The 22,195-nt window shown below is 71.1% G+C and carries 20 protein-coding genes; 11 read left to right on the forward strand and 9 right to left on the reverse strand.

Features of this window, described 5'->3' with window-relative positions:
• Window positions 1-75: 75 nt before the first annotated feature.
• Window positions 76-897: a glutamate ABC transporter substrate-binding protein gene (locus N8J89_RS09830; RefSeq protein ID WP_283664021.1), complete on the reverse strand. Its 822-nt coding sequence runs from the start codon at window positions 895-897 to the stop codon at window positions 76-78.
• Window positions 898-976: 79 nt separating this feature from the next.
• Window positions 977-1,705 (reverse strand): amino acid ABC transporter ATP-binding protein, encoded by a 729-nt coding sequence (locus tag N8J89_RS09835; RefSeq protein ID WP_252486744.1) that lies wholly within the window; start codon window positions 1,703-1,705, stop codon window positions 977-979.
• 173 nt (window positions 1,706-1,878) lie between these two features.
• Here N8J89_RS09835 and N8J89_RS09840 point away from each other — a divergent pair, with 173 nt between their 5' ends.
• Both N8J89_RS09840 and N8J89_RS09845 read left to right on the forward strand, forming a co-directional pair.
• Window positions 1,879-2,550, forward strand: coding sequence for a response regulator transcription factor (locus N8J89_RS09840; protein WP_283666133.1), 672 nt, complete (start codon window positions 1,879-1,881; stop codon window positions 2,548-2,550).
• Window positions 2,551-2,553: 3 nt separating this feature from the next.
• On the forward strand, window positions 2,554-3,957 hold the full coding sequence (locus tag N8J89_RS09845; protein WP_283664022.1) for a HAMP domain-containing sensor histidine kinase: 1,404 nt from the start codon (window positions 2,554-2,556) through the stop codon (window positions 3,955-3,957).
• Here the strand turns inward: N8J89_RS09845 and N8J89_RS09850 are convergent.
• Entirely contained in the window at window positions 3,954-4,892 is a 939-nt protein-coding gene (locus N8J89_RS09850; RefSeq protein ID WP_283664023.1) for a TAXI family TRAP transporter solute-binding subunit, read from the reverse strand. The genes N8J89_RS09845 and N8J89_RS09850 overlap by 4 nt on opposite strands.
• A gap of 70 nt (window positions 4,893-4,962) precedes the next feature.
• Between N8J89_RS09850 and miaB the strand changes: the two genes are divergently transcribed.
• The 3 genes from miaB (at window position 4,963) to N8J89_RS09865 (ending at window position 8,185) form a co-directional block, all read left to right on the forward strand.
• Entirely contained in the window at window positions 4,963-6,441 is a 1,479-nt protein-coding gene (gene miaB / locus N8J89_RS09855) for a tRNA (N6-isopentenyl adenosine(37)-C2)-methylthiotransferase MiaB (RefSeq protein WP_283664024.1), read from the forward strand.
• Window positions 6,426-6,926 (forward strand): Rv2732c family membrane protein, encoded by a 501-nt coding sequence (locus N8J89_RS09860; RefSeq protein WP_252486740.1) that lies wholly within the window; start codon window positions 6,426-6,428, stop codon window positions 6,924-6,926. Before miaB ends, N8J89_RS09860 begins: the two co-directional genes overlap by 16 nt.
• 95 nt (window positions 6,927-7,021) lie before the next feature.
• Complete coding sequence (locus tag N8J89_RS09865; RefSeq protein WP_283664025.1) at window positions 7,022-8,185, forward strand: S8 family peptidase; 1,164 nt, start codon at window positions 7,022-7,024, stop codon at window positions 8,183-8,185.
• Window positions 8,186-8,365: 180 nt separating this feature from the next.
• On the opposite strand, the gene N8J89_RS09870 is transcribed toward N8J89_RS09865, so the two are convergent.
• The 5 genes from N8J89_RS09870 to N8J89_RS09885 form a co-directional block, all read right to left on the reverse strand.
• Window positions 8,366-9,310 carry a helix-turn-helix domain-containing protein gene (locus tag N8J89_RS09870; RefSeq protein WP_283664026.1) on the reverse strand — a complete coding sequence of 315 codons (945 nt, stop codon included), beginning with the start codon at window positions 9,308-9,310 and terminating at the stop codon, window positions 8,366-8,368.
• Window positions 9,311-9,360: 50 nt separating this feature from the next.
• Entirely contained in the window at window positions 9,361-9,435 is a 75-nt protein-coding gene (locus tag N8J89_RS41885) for a putative leader peptide (RefSeq protein ID WP_374213349.1), read from the reverse strand.
• A 219-nt stretch (window positions 9,436-9,654) separates the two neighbouring features.
• Window positions 9,655-11,181 carry an NPCBM/NEW2 domain-containing protein gene (locus N8J89_RS09875; protein ID WP_283666134.1) on the reverse strand — a complete coding sequence of 509 codons (1,527 nt, stop codon included), beginning with the start codon at window positions 11,179-11,181 and terminating at the stop codon, window positions 9,655-9,657.
• Between the two features lie 173 nt (window positions 11,182-11,354).
• Entirely contained in the window at window positions 11,355-13,646 is a 2,292-nt protein-coding gene (locus N8J89_RS09880) for a glycosyl hydrolase family 95 catalytic domain-containing protein (protein WP_283664027.1), read from the reverse strand.
• Between the two features lie 197 nt (window positions 13,647-13,843).
• Window positions 13,844-15,163, reverse strand: a complete 1,320-nt coding sequence (locus N8J89_RS09885; protein ID WP_283664028.1) for a DUF349 domain-containing protein — start codon at window positions 15,161-15,163, stop codon at window positions 13,844-13,846.
• Window positions 15,164-15,379: 216 nt separating this feature from the next.
• Here N8J89_RS09885 and N8J89_RS09890 point away from each other — a divergent pair, with 216 nt between their 5' ends.
• The 3 genes from N8J89_RS09890 to dapF are packed head-to-tail and all read left to right on the forward strand — an operon-like array spanning window position 15,380 to window position 17,852.
• Window positions 15,380-16,093 carry a class III extradiol dioxygenase subunit B-like domain-containing protein gene (locus tag N8J89_RS09890; protein ID WP_283664029.1) on the forward strand — a complete coding sequence of 238 codons (714 nt, stop codon included), beginning with the start codon at window positions 15,380-15,382 and terminating at the stop codon, window positions 16,091-16,093.
• A 9-nt stretch (window positions 16,094-16,102) separates the two neighbouring features.
• Window positions 16,103-17,005 (forward strand): tRNA (adenosine(37)-N6)-dimethylallyltransferase MiaA, encoded by a 903-nt coding sequence (miaA, locus tag N8J89_RS09895; protein WP_283664030.1) that lies wholly within the window; start codon window positions 16,103-16,105, stop codon window positions 17,003-17,005.
• A 4-nt stretch (window positions 17,006-17,009) separates the two neighbouring features.
• Window positions 17,010-17,852, forward strand: coding sequence for a diaminopimelate epimerase (gene dapF / locus N8J89_RS09900; protein WP_283664031.1), 843 nt, complete (start codon window positions 17,010-17,012; stop codon window positions 17,850-17,852).
• Here dapF and N8J89_RS09905 read toward each other — a convergent pair.
• Entirely contained in the window at window positions 17,819-18,232 is a 414-nt protein-coding gene (locus tag N8J89_RS09905; protein WP_283664032.1) for a winged helix-turn-helix transcriptional regulator, read from the reverse strand. The genes dapF and N8J89_RS09905 overlap by 34 nt on opposite strands.
• Before the next feature lie 77 nt (window positions 18,233-18,309).
• On the opposite strand from N8J89_RS09905, the gene N8J89_RS09910 reads away from it, so the two are divergent.
• From N8J89_RS09910 to N8J89_RS09920, 3 genes are all read left to right on the forward strand, one after another.
• Window positions 18,310-19,224, forward strand: coding sequence for an NADP-dependent oxidoreductase (locus tag N8J89_RS09910; RefSeq protein WP_283664033.1), 915 nt, complete (start codon window positions 18,310-18,312; stop codon window positions 19,222-19,224).
• A 107-nt stretch (window positions 19,225-19,331) separates the two neighbouring features.
• Complete coding sequence (hflX, locus tag N8J89_RS09915; RefSeq protein ID WP_283664034.1) at window positions 19,332-20,744, forward strand: GTPase HflX; 1,413 nt, start codon at window positions 19,332-19,334, stop codon at window positions 20,742-20,744.
• Window positions 20,741-21,799, forward strand: coding sequence for a hypothetical protein (locus tag N8J89_RS09920; RefSeq protein ID WP_349497460.1), 1,059 nt, complete (start codon window positions 20,741-20,743; stop codon window positions 21,797-21,799). The genes hflX and N8J89_RS09920 overlap by 4 nt, the downstream gene beginning before the upstream one ends.
• Window positions 21,800-22,195: the final 396 nt, after the last annotated feature.

Below are 22,195 nucleotides of genomic sequence, written 5' to 3' on the forward strand. Positions count from 1 at the left end.
CCTCGACCTGGGTAAACGAAGTGCCGGGCACGGGCTGCGCCGCGCCCGGCACTCCGGGCTCAACTAGAGGTCAGCTCACTTCTCGGTCAGGGCCGGGGGCTCGCCCGCCTTGAAGATCTCGCCGAGGTTCTTCTGGATGGCCTTCTTCCACTCGCCCGAGGAGTACATCTTCTCCACGGCCTTGGCGATGTCCGCGCGGCGGTTGTCGCCCTTCTTCAGGCCGATGCCGTAGTTCTCCGTGGTGAAGGTCTTGCCGACCAGCTTGTACTTGCCCGGCTGCTTGGCGGCCAGACCGGCCAGGATGGTGGCGTCGGTGGTGAGCACGTCGATGGTGCCGGTGTCCAGGCCGTTGAGGCACTGGGAGTAGCCGTCGACCTGCTGCAGCTGCGCCTGGTTGGCGAACTTGGTCTTCACCGTGTCAGCCGAGGTGGAGCCCTTCACCGAGCACAGCTTCTTGCCGTTGACCGACTCCGGGCCGGTGATGTCGGCGTTGTCCGCCTTGACCAGCAGGTCCTGGCCGGTGACCAGGTACGGGCCGACGAAGTCGACCTCGGCCTTGCGCTTGTCGGTGATCGAGTAGGTGGCGGCGATGAAGTCGACGTCACCCTTCTTCAGCAGGCTCTCCCGGTCCGCCGACTTGGCCTCGACCCAGTTGATGTTCTTGGCGTCGACACCAAGCTCCTTGGCGACGTAGGTCGCGACATCGACGTCGAAGCCCTCGTAGCCGGTGCCGGTCTTCTGGCCAAGGCCGGGCTGGTCGAACTTGATGCCGACCGTGAGCTTCTTGTCCCCGCCGCTGCCGCTGTTGCCGCTGTTGCCGCCCCCGCCGCAGGCGGAGAGGAGCGCGACCGCGGCGGCGACGGCCACGCCTGCCTGCAGGACTCGGGTAACGCGCATCTGCTGTCCCTTTCGGATCATCTCAACTACTGCGAGGCGGGTGCCTCGACCATTCATCTCGCTGAGTCGCCGCGGCGTTTCAGTGAGTGAGGATCTTGCCAAGGAAGTCCTTGGCCCGCGCCGAGCGCGGGTTGGTGAAGAAGTCCTCCGGGGTGGAGTCCTCCACGATCTCGCCGTCGGCCATGAAGATGACCCGGTCCGCGGCCTTGCGGGCGAAGCCCATCTCGTGGGTGACCACGAGCATGGTCATGCCGTCCTTGGCCAGGGTGGTCATCACGTCCAGGACCTCCTGGACCATTTCCGGGTCGAGGGCGGAGGTGGGCTCGTCGAAGAGCATCACCTTCGGGCGCATGGCCAGCGCGCGGGCGATGGCCACGCGCTGCTGCTGGCCGCCGGAGAGCTGGGCCGGGTGCTTCTCGGCCTGGTTGGCGATGCCGACCCGCTCCAGCAGCTCCATCGCCTTGGTCCGCGCCTCGGCCTTGTTCAGCTTGCGCACCTTGACCGGCGCCAGCATCACGTTCTCGAGGATGGTCTTGTGCGCGAACAGGTTGAACTGCTGGAACACCATGCCGACGTCGGCGCGCAGGGCGGCAAGCTGCTTGCCCTCGGCGGGCAGCTGCTTGCCGTCGACCTCGATGACGCCGGAGTTGATCGGCTCAAGCCGGTTGATGGCCCGGCACAGCGTGGACTTGCCGGAACCGGAGGGGCCGAGCACGACCACGACCTGGCCCTTGGGCACCTCCAGGTCGATGTTCTTCAGCACGTGCAGCGGCCCGAAGAACTTGTCCACGCCCGCCATTCGGATCATCGGCGGAGTGTGGGCGGCCGAGGTCATCAAACCTCCAGAGTCGGCAGAGCACGGGGTGGTGGACGATGGCGGAAACCTAGGGGTCGGAAACCACCCCAGTCCAGGGCACTTGAGTAAGACTTAGGGTCTCAACTCTGTCACGGATGAGCCACGTGAGTCGGGAGGCACCACACGTGCGGGTACTGCTGGTCGAGGATGACGACCGGGTAGCGGAAGCGCTGGAGCCCGCGCTGACCAGGCGCGGCATGGCGGTCACCCGCCTGCCCTCTGGCAAGGGCGTGCTGGAGGCGGTCGGCAACGTCGACGTGGTGCTGCTGGATCTGGGCCTGCCCGACGTGGACGGGTTCGTGCTGTGCCGGGCGATCCGCGCGGCCAGCGATGTGGCGGTGATCGTGGTGTCCGCGCGCGGGGAGGTCGACGACCGGATCCTCGGACTGCACTCCGGGGCCGACGACTACCTGGTCAAGCCCTACGACATCGGCGAGCTGGTGGCGCGGGTGCACGCGGTGCGCAGGCGGCGCGGCGAGGGCGGGGCCACCCCTGGCGCGGCGCTGGCCTTCGGCGATGTCGAGGTCCACATGGGACGGTACGAGGTGACCGTGGCCGGCGCGCCGGTCGCGCTGTCCCGCAAGGAGTTCCAGATGCTGGCCATGCTGGCCCAGGCGCGCGGCACGGTGTGCACCAGGGAACGGATCATCGCCGAGGTCTGGGGCCGCACCTGGTCCGGGGCGAACCGGACGCTGGACGTGCACATCGCCACCCTGCGCACCAAGCTGGGCCGCCCCGACCTGGTGGAGACCGTGCGCGGGGTCGGCTACCGCCTGGCCAGCCCGGCCGAGGGCTGACGGGTGCGCTCCCGGCTGCTGGTGATCATGCTGTCGCTGCTGGTGCTCGTGCTGCTCGGCCTCGGCGTGCCGCTGGCGCTGAACGTCGCGGGCACCGAGCAGCAGCGGCTGTTCCTGGACCGGGTCGGCGACACCAGCCGGTTCGCCAGCCTGGCGCAGAACCCGCTGCTGGCGGACAAACCGGACCTGATGCGGCCCGAGCTCCAGCGCTACCAGCAGGTGCACGGCATCTCGGTGCTGGTCACCGACCGGGAGAACCACTTCCTGGTCACCTCCGACGACTCGGTCAAAGTGGACGATCCGCGCATCGCCGAGCGGCTGAAGCTGGCCCTGGCCGGGCGGGTGCCGGAGACCGGCTCCACCCTGATGCCCTGGGACCGCACCCCGCTGGTGCTGGCCGAGCCGGTGCGGGTGGGCGGCGAGGTCCGCGGCGCGGTGGTCACCGTCTCGCCCACCGGCGCGAGCAGGCTGCGGGTGCTGGTCTGGTGGAGCGTGCTGGCGCTGGCCAGCGTGGCCGTGCTGAGCCTGGGCGTGCTGCTCGCGCTGCCCGTGGTGCGCTGGATCCTGCGCCCGGTGCGCCGCCTGGACGAGGCCACCGGCCGGATGGTGGCCAGCGTGGTCAGCGGCCGCCCGGTGGAGGCCGTCGGCGGCGAGACCGGCCCGCCGGAGCTGCGGCACCTGACCCGCTCCTTCGACCAGATGGCCGCCAGCGTCAGCGATGTGCTGGCCGCCCAGCGCGCCTTCGTCGCCGACGCCTCGCACCAGCTGCGCAACCCGCTCACCGCGCTCCGGCTGCGGCTGGGCAACCTCGAAGGGCACGTGCACGAGGACTCGGTGGAGCAGCACCACGCGGCCATGGAGGAGACCGTCCGGCTGAACCAGATCCTGGACGAGCTGCTGTCCATGGCGCGGGCCGAGGCCAGCTCGGTCGAGCCGGTGCCCGCCGAGGTGGACGGGGCGGTGGCCGAACGGGTGGACGCCTGGCGGGTGGTCGCGGCCGCGCGCGGCATCGCGCTGTCCACCCGCACCGAGCCGGACCTGTTCGCGCTGGCCCCGCCGCGCGGGGTGGAGACGGTGCTGGACGCGCTGCTGGACAACGCGCTCAAGTTCAGCCCCGACCACTCCTCGGTCGTGGTCAGCGCGGAGCAGTCCGGCCAGCACGTGGTGCTCACCGTGCGCGACCACGGGCCGGGGCTCACCGCGGAGGAGCTGGAGCGGGCCACCGACCGGTTCTGGCGCTCGCCCAGCCACCAGAACATCACCGGCTCCGGCCTCGGCCTGGCCATCGTGCGCCGGGTGGTGGAACGGGCGGGCGGCGCGGTCCGCCTGGAGCTGCCCGAGGGCGGCGGCCTGGCCGTGGTGGTCGAGCTGCCGGTGATCGAGTTCGAGCCCCTGGAAGGCGACTAGACCTTCGTCCCCCGGTAGTAGCGCAAGGCCCCCTCGTGCAGGTCGATCGGGGCGGTCTCGATCGCCGAGCGGGTGTCCAGGGACAGCGCCACCTGGTTCGCCCTGATCAGGTCGTCCCTGGCGGCGAACATGCCCTCGGTGAGCGCGGCCGCGGTGTCGGCGGCCAGCGCCTCGGTGGTCAGCAGGAAGTTGCGCACCACCAGCGTGGTGATCGGGCCGTTGTGCATGCCGTAGGTGGAGGCGGGCACGGTGGCGCTGCCGTAGACGGAGGAATATTTGTCCAGCAGTCCGGGCAGCACATCGCTCAGGTCGATCATCCGCAGCGACAGGCTCGCCGCCGCCTCGCGCACCGTCGGGGTGGGCAGGCCGCCGGACCAGAAGAACCCGTCCAACTCGCCGCGCTTGAGCGCGATGATCGAGTCCTGGAGGTCGGTCGGCGACTGGCGCAGGTCCGCCGCGGAGAGTTTCGCCTGCTCGAGCAGCCGGTCGGCGATCAAGCGGGTGCCCGACTCGGCCGAGCCGGTGGCGATCCGCAGCCCGCGCAGGTCGGCCAGCCTGGTGGCCGGGATCTCCGCGCGGACGATCACGTGGAAGAAGTCGTCGTGCATCCGGGCCAGCGCGCGCAGCCGCCGGTTCGGGCGCTGCTGGTCGAAGGCGCGCACCGCGGCGTCGGCGGCGGCGAAGGCCAGGTCGGCCTCGCCCGCCTCCAGCTTGCCCAGCGCGTCCACCGAGCCCGCGGTGGGCAGCACGGTCGGCCTCGGCATGCCCAGGTCCCGCTCCCAGGCCCCGGACAGCGCCTTGCCCAGCTGGTAGTAGACACCCGCGGTGCCACCGGTGGCGATGGTCAGCCGCACGCCCTCCAACTGCCCACCGCAGCCACCCAGGGTGAGCGCGGTGGCCATGGCGAGCAGCAGACTCAGGAGTCGGCGGGACACCGGTTCATCCTGCCAGGCGGAGCGCTCTACCCTGGACTCTTGAACCGGGAAACCGGGAAAGGACGAGCGGGTGACACGCAGCTACCAGATCCGTACCTACGGTTGTCAGATGAACGTGCACGACTCCGAACGGCTCGCGGGCCTGATGGAGGACGCGGGATACGTGCGCGCCGCCGACGACAACGCCGACATCGTCGTGTTCAACACCTGCGCGGTGCGGGAGAACGCGGACAACCGGCTGTACGGCAACCTGGGGCACCTGCGCCCGGTCAAGGACGCGCACCCCGGCATGCAGATCGCGGTCGGCGGCTGCCTCGCGCAGAAGGACCGCGGCGAGATCGTCAAGCGCGCGCCCTGGGTGGACGTGGTCTTCGGCACGCACAACATCGGCTCGCTGCCGGTGCTGCTGGAACGCGCCCGGCACAACGCCGAGGCCCAGGTGGAGATCCTGGAGTCCCTCGAAACCTTCCCGTCCACCCTGCCCGCCCGGCGCGACTCCGCGCACTCGGCCTGGGTGTCGATCTCGGTGGGCTGCAACAACACCTGCACCTTCTGCATCGTGCCCGCCCTGCGCGGCAAGGAGAAGGACCGCCGCCCCGGCGACATCCTGGCCGAGGTGCAGGCCCTGGTCGCCGAGGGCGTGCTGGAGGTGACCCTGCTCGGGCAGAACGTCAACTCCTACGGCGCCGAGTTCGGCCAGCGCACCGCCTTCTCCGAGCTGCTGCGCGCCTGCGGCGAGATCGACGGCTTGGAGCGGGTCCGGTTCACCTCCCCGCACCCCAGGGACTTCACCGACGACGTCATCGCCGCCATGGCCGAGACGCCGAACGTGTGCCCGCAGCTGCACATGCCCTTGCAGTCCGGCTCCGACCGGGTGCTCAAGGCGATGCGCCGCTCCTACCGCAGCGACCGCTACCTGTCCATTGTGGACAAGGTGCGGGCCGCGATCCCGGACGCGGCGATCACCACCGACATCATCGTCGGCTTCCCCGGCGAGACCGAGGAGGACTTCCAGGGCACCCTGGACGTGGTCGCGGCCTCCCGGTTCTCCTCCGCCTTCACCTTCCAGTACTCCAAGCGTCCCGGCACCCCCGCGGCGACCATGGACGGCCAGCTGCCCAAGCAGGTCGTGCAGGAGCGCTACGAGCGGCTGATCGCGTTGCAGGAGCAGATCTCCTGGGACCTCAACCGCGAGCAGGAAGGCCGCGTGGTCGAGGTCGTGGTGTCCGAGGGCGAGGGCCGCAAGGACACCGCCACCCGCCGCCTGTCCGGCCGGGCCCGCGACGGCCGCCTGGTGCACTTCAACCCGGCCGGCGCGGCCGACGGCGAGATCCGGCCGGGTGACGTGGTCACCACCGCGATCACCTACGGCGCCCCGCACAACCTGATCGCCGACGGCGACCTGCTCTCCCACCGCCGCACCAGGGCCGGTGACAACTGGGCGGAAGGCAAGCGCCCCAAGACTTCCGGCGTGACCCTGGGCCTGCCGTCCTTCGGCGCCCCGGCCACGCCCCAGCCCGCGGCGGTGAGTGGATGCGGCAGCCGATGAACGCCGGGGCGCAGGACGGACGGGATGACATGGCTGAGTTCGCCGAGGAGCTGAAGCAGGTCGAGCGCCGGGTGGTGCGCCGGGTCGAACCCGCGCCGCGCAGCGCCATGGTGATCGCGGGCGCGGTGCTCGTGCTGCTGGTCTCGGCGCTGCTGCCCTGGGTCGGCGACGCGGCCGGCTGGCAGGTGCTGCTCGGCCAGACCGACCCGGCGCTCAAGATCGGCGTGCTGCCCAGGCTGTTCGGCGGCTTCGCGGTCTTCTTCGGCGTGCTGCTCACCGCGGCCACGCTCAGCCTGCGCCTGTGGGCGCTGGCCTGGGTGTCCACGCTGGGCTGCTGGCTGTCGGTGATGCTGGGCCTGCTCTCGGTGTGGACCCGGCAGACCGTGTTCCAGGCCCCCGGCCCCGGCGTCGGGCTCTACGTGGCGGTGCTGCCGCTGGCGGTGCTCGGCATCCAGTGGTTCCGGCTGTCCTGGTCCCGCCCGTAAAACGTCAACGCCGTAAATTGTAAATTCTGTTCGGCCGCGCGGATTTCTCCTAGGCTCGGAATTGTCACCAAGCAATTCCCTGCCAAGGAGAAACAATGTCGAAAACCACCCGTGCGCTCAGCCTCGCAGCGCTGACCGCACTCGCCGTCAGCGGCCTCGCGGCCCTGCCCGCCCAGGCCGCCGAGGGCGCGGTCCGGGGCGCCGACTCGGCCACCGCGGTGCCCGGCAGCTACCTGGTCGTGCTCAACGGCCAGGCCGCCCCGGCCGACTTGTCAGCCAAGGTGAACGCCCAGGTCAGACGAACATTCTCGGCCGCTCTGAACGGCTTCGAGGTCACCGCCGACGCCCGCGCCGCCCGCCGCCTGGCCGCGGACCCGAACGTGGCCTACGTCGAGCAGAACCAGGTGGTCTCGCTGACCGCCACCCAGCCCAACCCGCCGTCCTGGGGCCTGGACCGCATCGACCAGCGCAACCTCCCCCTGAACAACTCCTACACCTACCCGAACACCGCGGCGAATGTGCACATCTACATTCTCGACACCGGAATCCGGGCCAGTCATCAGCAGTTCTCCGGCCGGGTCGGAAATGGCTACGACTTCGTCGACAACGACACCAACCCGGACGACGCCAACGGCCACGGCACACACGTCGCGGGCACCGCGGCCGGCACCGGCTACGGCGTGGCCAAGGGCGCGAAGCTGCACGGCGTCCGGGTGCTCAACGCCCAGGGCAGCGGCACCACCGCCGGCGTGATCGCGGGCGTGGACTGGATCACCAAGAACGCGGTGAAGCCCGCGGTGGCCAACGTCAGCCTGGGCGGCGGCGTGTCCGCCACCCTGGACGCCGCCGTGCAGCGCTCGATCGCCGCCGGCGTGACCTACTCGATCGCCGCGGGCAACAACGGCGTGGACGCGGTGAACAACTCCCCGGCCAGGGTCGAGCAGGCCATCACGGTCGGCGCGACCAGCCGCACCGACGCCAGGGCCAGCTGGTCCGCCTTCGGCCCCAGGGTCGACCTGTTCGCCCCGGGCGTGGACATCACCTCGTCCTGGCGTACCGGCGACACCGCCACCTACACCGGCAGCGGCACCAGCTTCGCCGCCCCACACGTCACCGGCGCCGCCGCCCTGTACCTCTCCGCCAACCCGGCCGCCACCCCGCAACAGGTCCGCGACGCCCTGGTCGCCGCCGCCACCCCCGGCAAGGTCACCAGCCCCGGCACAGGTTCCCCCAACCGCCTCCTCCACACCCCCGCCTAACCGCCAACACCCCGTCCATAACCGCCAACACCCCGTCCCACTCCGGCCAACACAGCGTCCACAACGGCCAACACGCCGCCCATAACGGCCAACACGCCCGGGAGGACCTCCTCCCGGGCGTGTTGGCCGTTTTCGTACGGGGTGTTGGCTGGAGTGGGACAGGGTGTTGGCTGTTGTGGGTCAGACCGGGATGCCGTCCCAGCGGATGGCGAAGGTGCGGGGGCCGATGTCCTGGGCGGTGGCGTGCACCGAGCCGGAGGGCGAGACGGACAGGGCCCGGCGGCGGGTGCCGGTCGGCGAGCTGAGCGGGCTGGTGACCTGGTAGGCGCGTTGCGGCAGGGCGTCCGGGTGGAAGCGGATCTCGGCCAGGTAGTCGCGGACCGGGCGGCGGAACTTGCGGCAGAACATCTCGCCCTGGCGGGGCGGCGAGCCCGCCGGGCTGAGGATCTCGAACTCCATCATCACCGTCTCGCCCCTGGCCAGCGGGGCGTCGAAGAGCAGCTCGGCGGCCATCAGCCCGCTCTCCGGATCGACCGCGACCGTGCCCAGCCGGCAGTGCCGCAACGGGACCAGGTCGGCGGCCAGGCCGCGTGGGTGCCGCGGGTCGAAGACCACCAGCCAGCGGTCCGCGCCGTCGGCGTCGGCGCGCAGCACCTGCTTGACCCGCAGGCTCCGCTGCCGCCCGTCCGCGCCGACCTCGACCAGGTCGTGCTGGCTCAGCCTGGTCAGCAGACCGTCCGAGCTGGTGTCCACAGTGGACAGCAGCGCGCCGAGTCGGTCCGGGCGGGACCAGAGCTGTTCCACCGGCGGCGCGGGAACCGGGGTCATGGCGTGCCTGCCGCGCGGGCGGGGCGGGCCGACCAGGATGCGCAGCGCGGCCTCCGGCAGCCCGAGCACGGACTCCAGGTGCGCCAGCACCAGGAAGGAGTCCTCGCGTTCGGGCTGGCGGCGGCCGGACTGCCAGTTGCTCAGGGTCGCCACGCTCACCGCGGCGCCGCGGACGCGTAATCGGTGCCGCACCCGGTCCAGGCTCAGGCCGCTGGCCTGGATCGCGGCGCGCAGCGCGGCCGGGAACGGTCCGGTGCGGAGCAGGGTGGGCAGGTCGGGGGAAACGGCCAGCGTCATGGAGTTGGTCCCGTCAGTCTCTGGTGGCAGGGGAGACTCGCGTTACGGGATCAGCGACAGGCCGCGGAAGCCACCCGGACGAGGTCGATGTGACCCCGGGTGGTCAGGAATGCCTGCGGTGCCATGGGTTCGACGCTAGGGGCGATCGTTTCGAGGTGTCAACGGGCTCTCAGCCCCTGGACGCCTGGCCGCGTTCCTGGTGGCCAGGTACGCAGCCAGGCTCGCCAGACGGCCCAGTGGCGGCGGGAATGCGTTCTCCCGTGGCGGCGGGAGACTTGCAATCCTGGGCCAGCACACCGCCGATCGATGCGGGCCATCCGAGTGATGTGGTTAGGCCATCGGCATCAGGCGCAGGTCAACTTGGCCTCCGCCCAGTCCGCGTGGTCGTGGTTGATGTTGTCCCCGCCGTCGGTGACCACCAGCCGAAGCGCTTCCGCGCCAACGACATCCGCGGTGATCGCGGTCGGCCCGCTGGCCCCGGTGAGCACCCCGGTGGCCGCCTTCCGGACCCCGTCCGCGTGCACCTCGAACACCACCGAGCCGTTGCCGCCCGCCACCTCGTCGTCGATGCCGACCTGCGCGGTGAACGTGGAGCACCGGCGCCCCAGGTACACCGTGACCTCGCTGCGCGCGTGCACGCCGAGGCCCTTGGCGTAGCTGGTGCCGCCGATGGTCAGCGGCTTGCCGTCACCGGCGGCCTGGTTGCCGTTGCTGCGGTCCTTCTCCGCCGGGCCCCAGCCGTTGGCCACGCCCTGCCAGTCCAGGTCCGAGACCTGCGAGACACCCGCGGGCGGCGGGGTCTGCGCGCCGACCCGGCTGACCCGGTACATCGCCGTGCCGTGGGCGGGCACCGAGGCGCTGATCGCGCCGGTGCTGGTGCTGGTGGCCTTGGACCACAGGTCCTTGAGCCGGAAGTTGTTGCCGGACAGGCCGATCTCCGCGGCGGTGGTGCTGATGGTCCGGGCCGAGGAGTTCTCGTTGAACAGCGCCACCGCGACATCGCCGTTGGCCAGCGGCTTGGCGATCACGTACGTGCCACCGGATGCCTTGACCTGCCTGCCCTGCACGCCCTTGGCGTCCTGGTCCACGTCGATGACGTCCTTGTTCAGCAGGGTGGCGAAGTTCTCCTGGCTGACCTTGCGCAGGTCCGCGCCGATCAGCAGCGGCGCGGCCATGATCGCCCACAGGCTGAAGTGCGAGCGGTACTCCGTCGGGGTCATGCCGCCGTTGCCGACCTCCAGCATGTCCGGGTCGTTCCACGCGCCGGGCTTGGCGTACTGGGCCAGCGGCAGGTTCTTCTTGAAGATCTGCACCATCTTGGCCCAGGTGTCGTTGATGTCACCGGTGGTGCGCCACAGGTTGCCCACGTCCTGCGCCCACTCCCACGGCTTGTTCTGGCCCCACTCGCAGATGGAGAACACGATCGGGCGGCCGGTGGCCTTCAGCGCGTCGCGCATCTTGCGGTAGCGCTGCTTGGCGTCCACGCCCTGGTTGTTGCAGTTGTCGTACTTCAGGTAGTCCACGCCCCAGGAGGCGAACAGCCTGGCGTCCTGCTCCTCGTGGCCGAGGCCGCCGGGGAAGCCGAGCGCGTTGCAGGTCTTGGTGCCCGCACTGGTGTAGATGCCGAACTTGAGCCCCTTGCTGTGCACGTAGTCGGCGACGAACTTGATGCCGCGCGGGAACCGCTTCGGGTCGGGTTCCAGGTCGCCCTTGGCGTTGCGGGAGGTCTTGGCCCAGCAGTCGTCGATGTTGACGTACTGGTAGCCCACGTCCTTGAGGCCCTTGCTGACGAAGATGTCAGCCATGTCCATGACCATCTTCTCGTTGAACTCCGCGCGGCAGTGCGTGGTGTTCCAGTTGTTGAAGCCCATCGGGGGTGTGCGGGCCAGTCCGTTCTCCAGTGCCTCGGCCTGCGGTGCGGCCACGGTGGTCAGCACGAGCCCGGTCGCGGCGACCACGGTGGACGCCGCGGCTAGCACGGCCGTCAGTCTTCTGCGCACGACAACTCCTTCCTCCGGCAACGGGTTTCGCGGCGGCGAGGTGACTAGGGCAGGCCCCACGGCTTGCCGGGAGCGGAAATCTTGACCGGTGCGATGGTCAGGTCCGGCAGCGCGCCCTGCGGGTGGACCACCGCGGTGCCGCCGCGCGGCAGGTCGATCTCGACCACACCGCCGGGCCGCTCGCGGAACAGGACCGGTGAGCCGTCCGGACGGCTCACCTGGATCGGCCGCAGGATCCCGTGCCGCACCTTGCACGGCGAACCCGCCAAGCTGTGCAAGGAAACCCACCGCGTCCGCCCGCCCTTGCGGACCGCGCTGACCTCGAACGCGCCCTCGGTGAGGAACTTGTCCACCGTGACATCGGCCCAGCCGCGCGGCACCGCCGGGAAGATCCGGATGAGCTCGCCCCAGCTCTGCACCAGCATGTCGTGCAAGGACTGCGCGGCCGACAGCGGTGTCTCCACCACCGGACTGCCCTCGCGGTACATGGTGTTCTCGGTGACCGGGTACCTGGTGCTGGGGTCGAAGAACTTCAGCAGGTAGGCCAGCGCCTCGTCACCGCGGCCGAGCCCGGCCAGCATGGAGGCGGCCCCGGTGTAGCTGTAGCCGCGGTGCGCGCCCTGCAAGGCGTGCCAGTGCTTGATGGAGGTCTCGATCAACGCGCGCTCGGCGGGGTCCTCGCCGGTGATCTCGTAGAGCGGGTACACCATCAGCAGGTGCGAGTAGTGCCGGTGCGACTTCTCGTACGGCACCCCCGCGCCGATCATGAACCCGTTCTTGTCCTTCGGATAGGACACCAGCTCGCGCAGCACCTGCCGCCACTTCGCCGCCAGCGGATCGTTCTTGCCAAGTTTCTCGTTGGCGTACAACAGGGTTCGGCAGCCCCAGCGGATCAGCGCCAGGTCGTAGTTGCAGTCCGGCGCGTTGCCGTACTCGGGGGAGTGGGTCTCCGGCAGGTGCAGCTTGCCGTCGGCGCCCGGCTTGAGGAAGTGCAGGTAGTAGTTGATCGCCCGGCACAGGATCGGGAAGATCGTCTCGCGCAGGATCGAGCTGTCCATGGTGTGCCGGTAGGTCAGCCACACGTTGTGCAGCGCCCAGGTCAGGTTGCCGACCTCGGGGCTGCCGCCGCCGTCGCCGGGCCGGGCCACGTAGCTGCCCTTGAGCGTGGTGCGGTCCGTGCTGCGGCCCACGCCTGCCGAATCATGTTGGTACTCCGGCCGGACGTTCTTGATCAGCTGCGCCTGGTTGTCCCGCAGCGTGCTGGTGATCGCGTCCAGCTCGACGTGGTTGCTGCCGTGGATGAGCCAGTACTCCAGCTGCACGTTGAGGTTCCACCACACCGCGGGCCAGCCGGTCGGCTCGAACCACGGCCCGCAGGTGGCCATCACGGTGCCGCCGGCCCTGGTGCCGGTGGCGGTCTTGTACAGCTGGATCCACCAGAAGCTCTGCAACCGCTCATCCGGCAGCGAGACGAAACTCTTGCGGTAGAAGGCGTGCCACCACTCCCGGTGGCTGGCGACCAGTCCGGCGACCCCGGCCGCGGCCGCCTCCCTGACCAGCTTGAGCGCCTCGGCCTCGGCGGTGCGCGCCGGGAAGCTGTGCGCCACCGCGAGCAGCAGGGTGTGCTCGCCGGAGGTCCAGGCCGGGTTCCGGTAGGCGGTCGCGGTCTGGCCACCCGCCAGCAGCTCCTGCCGCACCACGTTTTCCGCGCCGCTGGTGTCCAGCACCGGGTCCGGGTTGGGGGTGTAGCCCGCCGGCGGGTCGGGCCGGGTGCTGACCGCGGGTTCGGGGTGGAAGACCCAGCGCACCCGCTCACCACCGCTGGGCGTCACCTGGGCCAGCAGCACTGAGCGGGTGGTGTGCACGAACGCGCGCAGCCTCAGCGTGCCCGCGGAGGTGGTGACGGTGCCGGTGAACTCGCCGTGCCACAGGTCCAGCCGCCAGTCCACGCCGGTGATGGTGCCCGCCGGTTCCAGGGTCAGGTGGCCCACCGGCAGGCGGCACACGCCGTGCCCGCTGCCGAACTGCGGCCGGTGGTCCTGCACCTCGGCGTGCTGCACGCTGAACCGGATCGCGTTGCGGCCCGGCTCCTTGCGGATGATCGAGCCCAGCCTGCCGTCACCGAGGAACGGCCCCTGCCACCACTCGGCGGGCAGCTTGCGCCACACCGGGTCCTGCGCCGCCAGGAACTTCGCCCAGTCCACTTCGGACAGACCGGTGATCCCGGCGCTGTCGGCTGCCGCCGCGACTCCCGGCACGGCCGCGCCCGCCACTCCGGCCGCCGCGGTGGCCGCCAGGAAGGTCCGCCGAGAAAGGTCCCATCTCTGCTCATCCATCGACAAGCCTCTTCCGCTGACGTGGATGGGCCGATGGCGGCTTCGACCCCGATGTCGTGCACGAAGCTAGGAGCGTGGCCCCGGCGAGTCAATGCGCCGACCAGGTAAGAGATCGGATGTATAGGTTTTCGAACTGGCGTATCGCGGACAAAAAAGACCCCCGGTCCGCGATGGACCGGGGGCCTAGATGTCGCTGGTCAGCGGCTCGCGAGGGAGTCCTCGGCGGCGGCCAGCCACTCCCGCCACTGCGCGGCCTGGGCCTCGGCCTCCTTGGCCTTGCGGTCGTTGCCCGCCGAGCGCGCCTTGGCCGCCTGGGACTCGAACTGCTCGACCCGCTCGCGGAACTGGGCGACCCTGGCCTCGGCCTCCGGGTCGGAGCGGCGCCACTGCGCGTCCACCGCGCCGCGCACCTTCTCCTCGACCGCGCGCAGCCGGCCCTCCAGCTCGCGGACCCGCTCCCTGGGCACCTTGCCGATCTCGTCCCACCGCTCCTGCAGCTTGTACAGCTGGGCGCGCGCGGCCTCCAGGCCACCGGGACCGGCCGGGTCGATCTGCTCGGCCTCGGCCAGCAGCTCTTCCTTGCGCCGGGCGTTCTCGCCGAACTCGGCGTCCCGCTCGGAGAACGCCTCGGAGCGGCGGGCGAAGAACCGGTCCTGCGCGCCGCGGAAACGCTGCCAGAGCGCGTCATCGGCGTCCTTGGGAGCCCGGCCCGCGGCCTTCCACTCCGTCATCAGGTCCTTGTAGCGGGTGGCCGTGTCGCCCCAGTCGTCGGAGTCGGCGATCCGCTCGGCCTCCTCCACGATCTCCTGCTTGCGCTGCTTCGCGGTGGCCCGCTGCCGGTCCAGGTCCGCGAAGTGCGAGCCGCGCCGCCGGTTGAAGGCGTCGCGGGCCTTGGCGAAGCGCCGCCACAGCTGCTCGTCGGTCTTGCGGTCGACCCCGCGCACGGCCTTCCACTCGTCCAGCATCTGGCGCAGCCGGTCCCCGGCCACCTTCCACTGGGTGGAGTCGTTGGCGATCTGCTCGGCCTCGTCGACCAGCGCCTGCTTCTTGGCCACCGCCTCGATCCGGGCGGCCTCCTTGGCGGCCTTGCCCGCCTCGACCGCGGCCTCGGCCTTGACGATCAGCGCCTCCAGCTTCGCGGCCAGCGACGCCAGGTCGCCGACCACGTGCGCCTCGGCCAGGCTGTCCTTGATCGTGCGCACGCTGGCCAGCGCCTGCTTCGGGTCACCGGCGCCGGAGGTCAGCCGGGTGTCCAGCAGCTCGACCTCGGTGCGCACGTCGTCGAAGCGGCGCGCGAAGTGCGCCAGCCCCTCGGCGGGCTCGCCCGCCTGCCACGACCCGACCGAACGCTCGCCCTCTTCGGTGCGCACGTACACGGTGCCATCGGCATCGACCCTGCCCCAGCGGCCTGGATCGTCGGACGCGACCGGCACCGATGGTGCCGGGCCCGCGCCGCCTGGGTGCTGCGCCGGTGTGGCCGCAGCTACAGTCGCCAGGTTCGTGTCCTGGTCCGTCATCGCCGGCTCCTCCTTGACTGCCCGCCTCGCTCGCCCGCGTCTGATCGCGGGCGCCCCGCAGCAGCGGGGCCAGTGCACGTCGCCGAGGACCGGCACTCGCGGTCCTCGACGCCGCATTCAAACAGGTCAGGGCCGCTCGTGGTACTCCTGGGCCAGGTTGTGACCTTGCTTTTGCCTGCGGTCGGCCCTCGGCGAGCCCCACTAGCCTTGATGCTCGTGATCGCCCGAGTCGCCTTCGCGCCCCATCCACCCCTGTTGGTACCCGAACTGGTGACCGGCGCCGCCGCCGAGACCGAAGCGTTGCGCCAGGCCTGCCTGCGCGCCGCCCGCACCCTCACCGAAGAGGTCGACCACTGGTGGGTGATCGCGGTTGACCAGGCCGGACCCGCCACCATCGGCCCGGACGCCAGGGGCACCTTCGCCGGGTTCGGGGCCGACGTCGAGGTCGACCTCGGCGAGGGCAGCGGGCCGGCCGACCCGATGCTGCCGGTCCCGGCGCTGGTCGCGGGCTGGCTGCGGGCGCACGCCGGCGCACGTTCGGCGGCCGTGCACCTGCTCCCGCCCGGCCTGTCCCCGGCTGAGTGTCACGAGTTCGGGCGAAAGCTGGCCACCAACTGCATCCCGATCGGCCTGTTCGTGCTCGCCGACTCCTCGGCCCGGCTCACCCCGCGCTCCCCGGTCCCGCCCGACGAGCGCGCCCCGGCCTTCGACGCGACGATCTCGCAGGCCCTGGCCGCGGGCGAGCCGGCCCCGCTGACCGGGCTGGACCCGGAGCTGGCGGCCGAGCTGTGGGCGCACGGCCGGGCCGCATACCAGGTCGCGGGGGCCGCCACGGCGGGCCAGCGCTGGGACGCCGAGCTGCTGTACTCGGACTGCCCCTACGGCGTGGGGTACCACGTGGCCACCTGGCGGGAGCGCGCGGAGTTCTAGGCTGTTCGGGTGCCTCCCCCGCGCCCCATCGCGATCGTCGGTCCCACCGCCTCCGGCAAGTCCGGGCTGGGCGTGCGGCTGGCCAAGCGGCTGGGCGGCGAGGTGGTCAACGCGGACGCCTCCCAGCTCTACCGGGGCATGGACATCGGCACCGCCAAGCTCACCGAGGCCGAGCGGGAGGGCGTGCCGCACCACCTGCTCGACGTCCTGGAGGTCACCGAGACCGCCGCGGTGGCCGCCTACCAGCGCGCGGCCAGGGCCTGTGTGGAGCAGTTGCTGGCGGCGGGCCGGGTGCCGATCCTGGTCGGCGGGTCCGGGCTGTACGTGCAGTCCGTGCTGGACGACCTGGAGTTCCCCGGCACCGATCCCGAGCTGCGCGCCGAGCTGGAGGCCGAGCTGGCCGAGGTCGGCTCGGCGGTGTTGCACGACCGGCTGGCCGAGCAGGACCCGGTGGCCGCCGCGGCCATCCTGCCCAGCAACGGGCGCCGGGTGGTGCGCGCGCTGGAGGTCATCCGGCTCACCGGGCAGCCGTTCTCCGCGACCCTGCCCACGCCAGGGCCACCCCGCTACGACACGGTGATCATCGGCCTGGCCCCCGAGCTGCCCGCGCTGGACGCCCGGATCGAGCAGCGCACGGCCGGGATGTTCGCGGGCGGGCTGGTCGAGGAGGTGCGCGCGCTGGAGGCGGCCGGGCTGCGGGACGGGCTCACCGCGTCCAGGGCGCTGGGCTACCAGCAGGTGCTGGCCGCCTTCGACGGCGAGCACGACCTGGCGACCGCGGCCGAGCTGACCACCCGGGCCACCCGGCGGTTCGTCCGGCGGCAGCGTTCCTGGTTCCGCAGGGACAAGCGCACGCACTGGTTCGACCCGGCGGACCCCGGCCTTGACCAGGCCGTGCTGGACGTAGTCTGAACGGGTGGCTGGTGTGGAGTTCGCCAAGTGGCACGGCACTGAGAACGACTTCGTGGTCCTGCCCGACGAGGACGGGGAGCTGGAGCTGACCGAGGCGCTGGTGCGCGCGCTGTGCGACCGGCAGCGCGGGCTGGGCGCGGACGGGGTGCTGCGCGTGGTGCGCACCGCCAAGCTCGCCGACGCCCCGGCCGGGGTGGACTCCGCCGAGTGGTTCATGGACTACCGCAACGCCGACGGCTCCATCGCCGAGATGTGCGGCAACGGCGTCCGCGTCTTCGCCCGTTACCTGGTCGACCAGGGCCTGGCCGGGGCTGGCGAGTTCGCGGTGGGCACCAGGGCCGGGATCCGGCCGGTGCGCACGCACGCCGACGGCACGGTCACCGTGGACATGGGCCCGGTCACCGTGTTCGGCCGCTCCACCGCCACCCTGGGCGGCCGGGAGTACCCGGGGGTCGCGGTCGACGTGGGCAACCCGCACCTGGTCTGCCCGCTGGACGGCGGGCTGGACGAGCTCGACCTGAGCACCGCGCCCGGCCACGACCCGGCGGTGTTCCCGCGCGGGGTCAACGTGGAGTTCGTGCGCACCCTGGGCCCCGGCGCGCTGCGCATGCGGGTCTACGAGCGCGGCGTGGGGGAGACCCGCTCCTGCGGCACCGGCACGGTGGCCACCGCGGCCGCCGCGCTGCACCTGACCGGGCGCGGCACCGGCGAGGTCACCGTGGACATCCCCGGCGGCCAGGTCAGGGTCGCGGTGGAGGCCCAGCGGGCCACGCTCACCGGCCCGGCGGTCGAGGTCGCCAGGGGTGTGCTGGCTCAGTCCTGGTGGGACTCGGTCCGCGCGTCGTAACCCGCGCGGGCCAGGTACACCTCGTCCATGTTGGCCTCGGCCCACAGCTTGAGCTGCTGCACGGTGGCGTGCAGGCTCACGCCCAGCGGGGTCAGCGCGTAGTCCACCCGCACCGGCACCGACGGGGTCACCTCCCGGGTGACCAGGCCGTCGCGCTCCAGCGTGCGCAGGGTCTGGGTGAGCATCTTCTGGCTGATCCCGGCCAGTTTGCGGGAGAGCTCGTTGTACCGGCGCGGCCCGTCCTCCAGCGCGCACAGCAGCAGGGTGACCCACTTGTCGCTGATCCGGTCCAGCAGGTTCCGGGTCGGGCAGGCCGCCAGGTAGGCGTCGTAGGCCTCGCGTTCGGCTTCTCTGCGCTGGGCCGCGGTCAACGTGGCCATCGCTCTCCTCTGGGTTAGATACGCACTTCCAGGTACGTACTTCCCGATGGAGAGTAGCTCACTCTACGTTTTGCGTCATGCGAGCGATTCTGATCAAGAAGTTCGGCGGCCCCGAGGTGCTGGAGGTCGCGGAGGTGGCTGTGCCCGAGCCCGGCGCGGGCCAGGTGCGGATCAAGGTGGAGGCGGCCGCCCTCAACCCGGTGGACCTGCTCAGCGCGAACGGGTTCTTCGTCAAGAGGGGCCAGTTGCCCGAGGCCGAGGCCTACGGCGTGGGCTGGGACGTGGCCGGGGTGGTGGACGCGGTCGGCGAGGGCGTCACCGGCTACGCGGCCGGCGACCGGGTGATCGGCCTGTCCGACCAGGTGGACCGGGTGCCGGACGTGCAGGCCGAGTACGCGGTGCTGCCCGCGACCGCCCTCGCCCCGTTCCCGGCTGGCAGGACCGCCGCGGAGGCGGCCAGCCTGCCGCTGAACTCGCTGACCGCGGACCAGTCCATCGACCTGCTGGAGCTGGCAGAGGGCAGCACGCTGCTGGTCACCGGCGCGGCGGGCGGGGTCGGCGGGTACGCGGTGGAGCTGGGCACGGCGCGCGGGCTGCGGGTGATCGCCACCGCCGGTGCCGCTGACGAGGAGCTGGTGCGTGGCTTCGGCGCGGCCGAGTTCATCCCGCGCGGCGCGTCGCTGACCACGTTCGGGCAGGTGGACGGCGTGATCGACGCGGCGAACGTGGGGGAGGCGGCGCTCGCCGCGGTGCGCGGGGGCGGCGGTTTCATCAGCGTGGACGGCAGCAAGCCGGACAGCGACCGGGACGTGCGGGTGTTCGCGGTGCTGGCCACCGCGGACGGGGCCCGGCTGGCCGAGCTGTCCGAGCTGGTGGCCAAGGGCGAGCTGAGCGTGCGGGTGTCCGAGGTGCTGCCGTTCGAGCAGGTCACCGAGGCCTACACGAAGCTGGCGGCCGGTGGGTACCGCGGCCGGATCGTGCTGGCCCCCTGACTCACCCGTTCGGGTCACCCATCCGGTGGTGGGTGACCCGAAACCCCCGCTTCGCCCCGGAAATCGCTGGCGGAACGTGGGATACTGGGTGGCGTATGACGGAATTCATGACACAGGCCGACGAGACGGACATCCTCTCGACCGGCGAGATGGAACTGGCCGACCGTGCCGCGCTCCGCAGGGTCGCCGGGCTGTCCACCGAACTCGCGGACATCAGCGAGGTCGAGTACCGGCAGCTCCGGCTCGAGCGGGTAGTGCTGGTCGGCGTGTGGACCGAGGGCGACGCCGAGGAGGCGGAAGCCTCGCTCGCGGAGCTGGCCCGGCTGGCCGAGACCGCGGGCGCGGAGGTCCTGGAAGGACTCATCCAGCGCCGCCAGAAACCGGACCCGGCCACCTACATCGGCTCGGGCAAGGTCCTGGAGCTGCGCGAGTCGGTCATCGCGACCGGCGCCGACACGGTCATCTGCGACGGTGAGCTCTCGCCCGGCCAGCTGCGTCAGCTGGAGGAGAAGCTCAAGGTCAAGGTGGTCGACCGGACCGCGCTGATCCTGGACATCTTCGCCCAGCACGCCAGCTCGCGGGCCGGCAAGGTGCAGGTCGAGCTGGCCCAGTTGCAGTACCTGCTGCCCAGGCTGCGCGGCTGGGGTGAGTCGCTGTCCAGGCAGGCCGGCGGCCGCGCCGGTGGCAACGCCGGTGTGGGTCTGCGTGGTCCCGGTGAGACCAAGCTGGAGACCGACCGCAGGCGGATCACCAAGCGGATGGCCAAGCTGCGCAAGGAGATCCGTGCGATGGGCACGGTCAGGGAGACCAAACGCGGCATGCGGGTGGCCAACCTGGTGCCGAACGTGGCCATCGCCGGGTACACCAACGCGGGCAAGTCCAGCCTGCTCAACGCGCTCACCAACGCCGGTGTGCTGGTCGAGGACGCGCTGTTCGCGACTCTGGACCCGACCACCCGGCGCGCGGTGACCCCGGACGGCCGCGGCTTCACCCTGACCGACACGGTCGGCTTCGTGCGGCACCTGCCGCACCAGCTGGTCGAGTCCTTCCGCTCCACCCTGGAGGAGGTCGCCGACGCGGACCTCATCCTGCACGTGGTGGACGGTTCGGACCCGCTGCCGGAACGCCAGGTCTCCGCGGTGCGCGAGGTCTTCACCGAGATCATCGCCAACCGGGAAACGCCGATGCCGCCGGAGATCCTGGTGGTGAACAAGCTGGACCAGGCCGACGAGCTGACCGCGACCCGGCTGCGCCACCTGTTCCCGGACGCGGTGTTCGTCTCCGCGCACACCGGAGCGGGCATCGACTCCCTGCGCGCCCTGCTCGCCGACCGCATCCCGCGGCCGGAGGTATTGGTGGAGCTGCTCATCCCGTACAGCAGGGGCGAGCTGGTCTCCCGGGTGCACACCGAGGGCGAGGTGCTGACCGAGAAGCACACCGAGGACGGCACCGAGCTGCGCGCCAGGGTCAAGCCGGAACTGGCCGGACAACTGGGCGAGTTCGCGGACCACCGCGCGTGAGAAGGCTGCTGACCCGCACAACAGCGCTGCTGGCAACCACAGTGGCGCTGTTGTGCACGTCAGCGGCCCCCGCACTGGCCGAGGCCGACCCCCCGGCCCCGGTCGAGAAGTGCCGCTACACCGACAAACGCCTGAAGGAGCTCAGCGGCCTGGCCAGCGACGGCAAACGCTGGTACGCCATGGCCGACGGCGGTTCACGCCTCCAGGTCCTGGTCCTCACCCCGGACTGCAAGGTCGAGCGCACCATCACCAACGCCACCGACCCCTTCGACGTCGAAGACCTGGCCAGAGCCGCCGACGGCACCCTGTGGCTGGCCGACACCGGCGACAACGCCAAAAAACGCGACAACATCGCCCTGCACGCCCTGTCCCCCAACGGCAAGGCCACCCTCTACCGCCTGACCTACCCCGACGGCCCCCACGACGCCGAGGCCCTGCTGCTGGACCGCAAAGGCACCCCGTACATCGTCACCAAAGAGCCCTTCGCGGCGGCGGGCATCTACCGCCCCGGAAAGGCACTGACCGCTCCCGGCCCCACCGCGCTGGAAAAGGTCGGCACCATCCGCATCCCCACCACCAGCACCCCCGGCGGCCCGGTAGGCGGCATCGGCTCAGTCCTGGTAACCGGCGGCGCGGTGAACCAAGACGGCACCATGGCCGCCTTGCGCACCTACACCGACGCCCTCCTGTTCCCAGCCCCGGACGGCGACCTGGCCGAGGCACTGAAACGCGACCCGGTGCGAATCCCGTTGCCGAACGAGTCCCAGGGCGAAGCCATCGCATTCGAACCAGACGGCACCCTGCTCTCCGGCTCCGAGGAAATGGACCCCATCCGAGCGGTCCCCGGCGCGGTGAAGTTCGCCAGCGGCAACGCCCCAGCCCCAGCCCAGAAGTCGGAGACGAAGGCCCCGAACGGCACCGGGAACCAGGCAGCGGGCCAACCCACAGAAGAGGGCGGCACCGGCGGCACATCCTGGGGCGCGATCCTGCTGGCCGGAGTTGGCGCGGCCGCAGTGGTTTTCCTAGTCAGCCGCACGCGAAAAGCAAAGCGCTAGCGAACAACCCAGCGACGGGCTCGCGACGGGGTAGCTTTTCAAACATCCACCGAAGTCTTGAGGTTCCCCATGCCCGTCAACCTGGAGACATCACACCGCATCCCAGCCCACGGACGCACACAGCAACCGCCGCCAAGGCCACGCAACGCGAGGGCGGCCGTGGGCTGGGATGTGGTTTGATTTCGGAGGGTTGACGGGCATGGGGAACCTCAAGACCCGCCTGCGTCTTGGCCTTTGATTTTCCCCCCCCATGCTTTGATTCCTGCCCGTCCGGCGAGGACGCTCTTGACTTTGATCTTCGCCTGAAAACCTAAGATCAAAAGCGAAAAGAATGTCCTCGCCGGACGGGCAGACCACCGGAGGGGTGTGACAGATCAAAAGCCGGAGATGAGCAGG

Source organism: Crossiella sp. CA-258035 (assembly GCF_030064675.1).
Classification (GTDB): domain Bacteria; phylum Actinomycetota; class Actinomycetes; order Mycobacteriales; family Pseudonocardiaceae; genus Crossiella.

What these genes read in the sequence shown, in the direction of transcription:
- N8J89_RS09830 (WP_283664021.1), bottom strand. Translation starts at nt 897, where the DNA reads ATGCGCGTTACCCGAGTCCTGCAGGCAGGCGTGGCCGTCGCCGCCGCG.
- N8J89_RS09835 (WP_252486744.1), bottom strand. Translation starts at nt 1,705, where the DNA reads ATGATCCGAATGGCGGGCGTGGACAAGTTCTTCGGGCCGCTGCACGTG.
- N8J89_RS09860 (WP_252486740.1), top strand. Translation starts at nt 6,426, where the DNA reads ATGCGGCAGCCGATGAACGCCGGGGCGCAGGACGGACGGGATGACATG.
- N8J89_RS09865 (WP_283664025.1), top strand. Translation starts at nt 7,022, where the DNA reads ATGTCGAAAACCACCCGTGCGCTCAGCCTCGCAGCGCTGACCGCACTC.
- N8J89_RS09870 (WP_283664026.1), bottom strand. Translation starts at nt 9,310, where the DNA reads ATGACGCTGGCCGTTTCCCCCGACCTGCCCACCCTGCTCCGCACCGGA.
- N8J89_RS09875 (WP_283666134.1), bottom strand. Translation starts at nt 11,181, where the DNA reads ATGGGCTTCAACAACTGGAACACCACGCACTGCCGCGCGGAGTTCAAC.
- N8J89_RS09880 (WP_283664027.1), bottom strand. Translation starts at nt 13,646, where the DNA reads ATGGATGAGCAGAGATGGGACCTTTCTCGGCGGACCTTCCTGGCGGCC.
- N8J89_RS09885 (WP_283664028.1), bottom strand. Translation starts at nt 15,163, where the DNA reads ATGACGGACCAGGACACGAACCTGGCGACTGTAGCTGCGGCCACACCG.
- N8J89_RS09905 (WP_283664032.1), bottom strand. Translation starts at nt 18,232, where the DNA reads ATGGCCACGTTGACCGCGGCCCAGCGCAGAGAAGCCGAACGCGAGGCC.
- N8J89_RS09910 (WP_283664033.1), top strand. Translation starts at nt 18,310, where the DNA reads ATGCGAGCGATTCTGATCAAGAAGTTCGGCGGCCCCGAGGTGCTGGAG.
- hflX (WP_283664034.1), top strand. Translation starts at nt 19,332, where the DNA reads ATGACACAGGCCGACGAGACGGACATCCTCTCGACCGGCGAGATGGAA.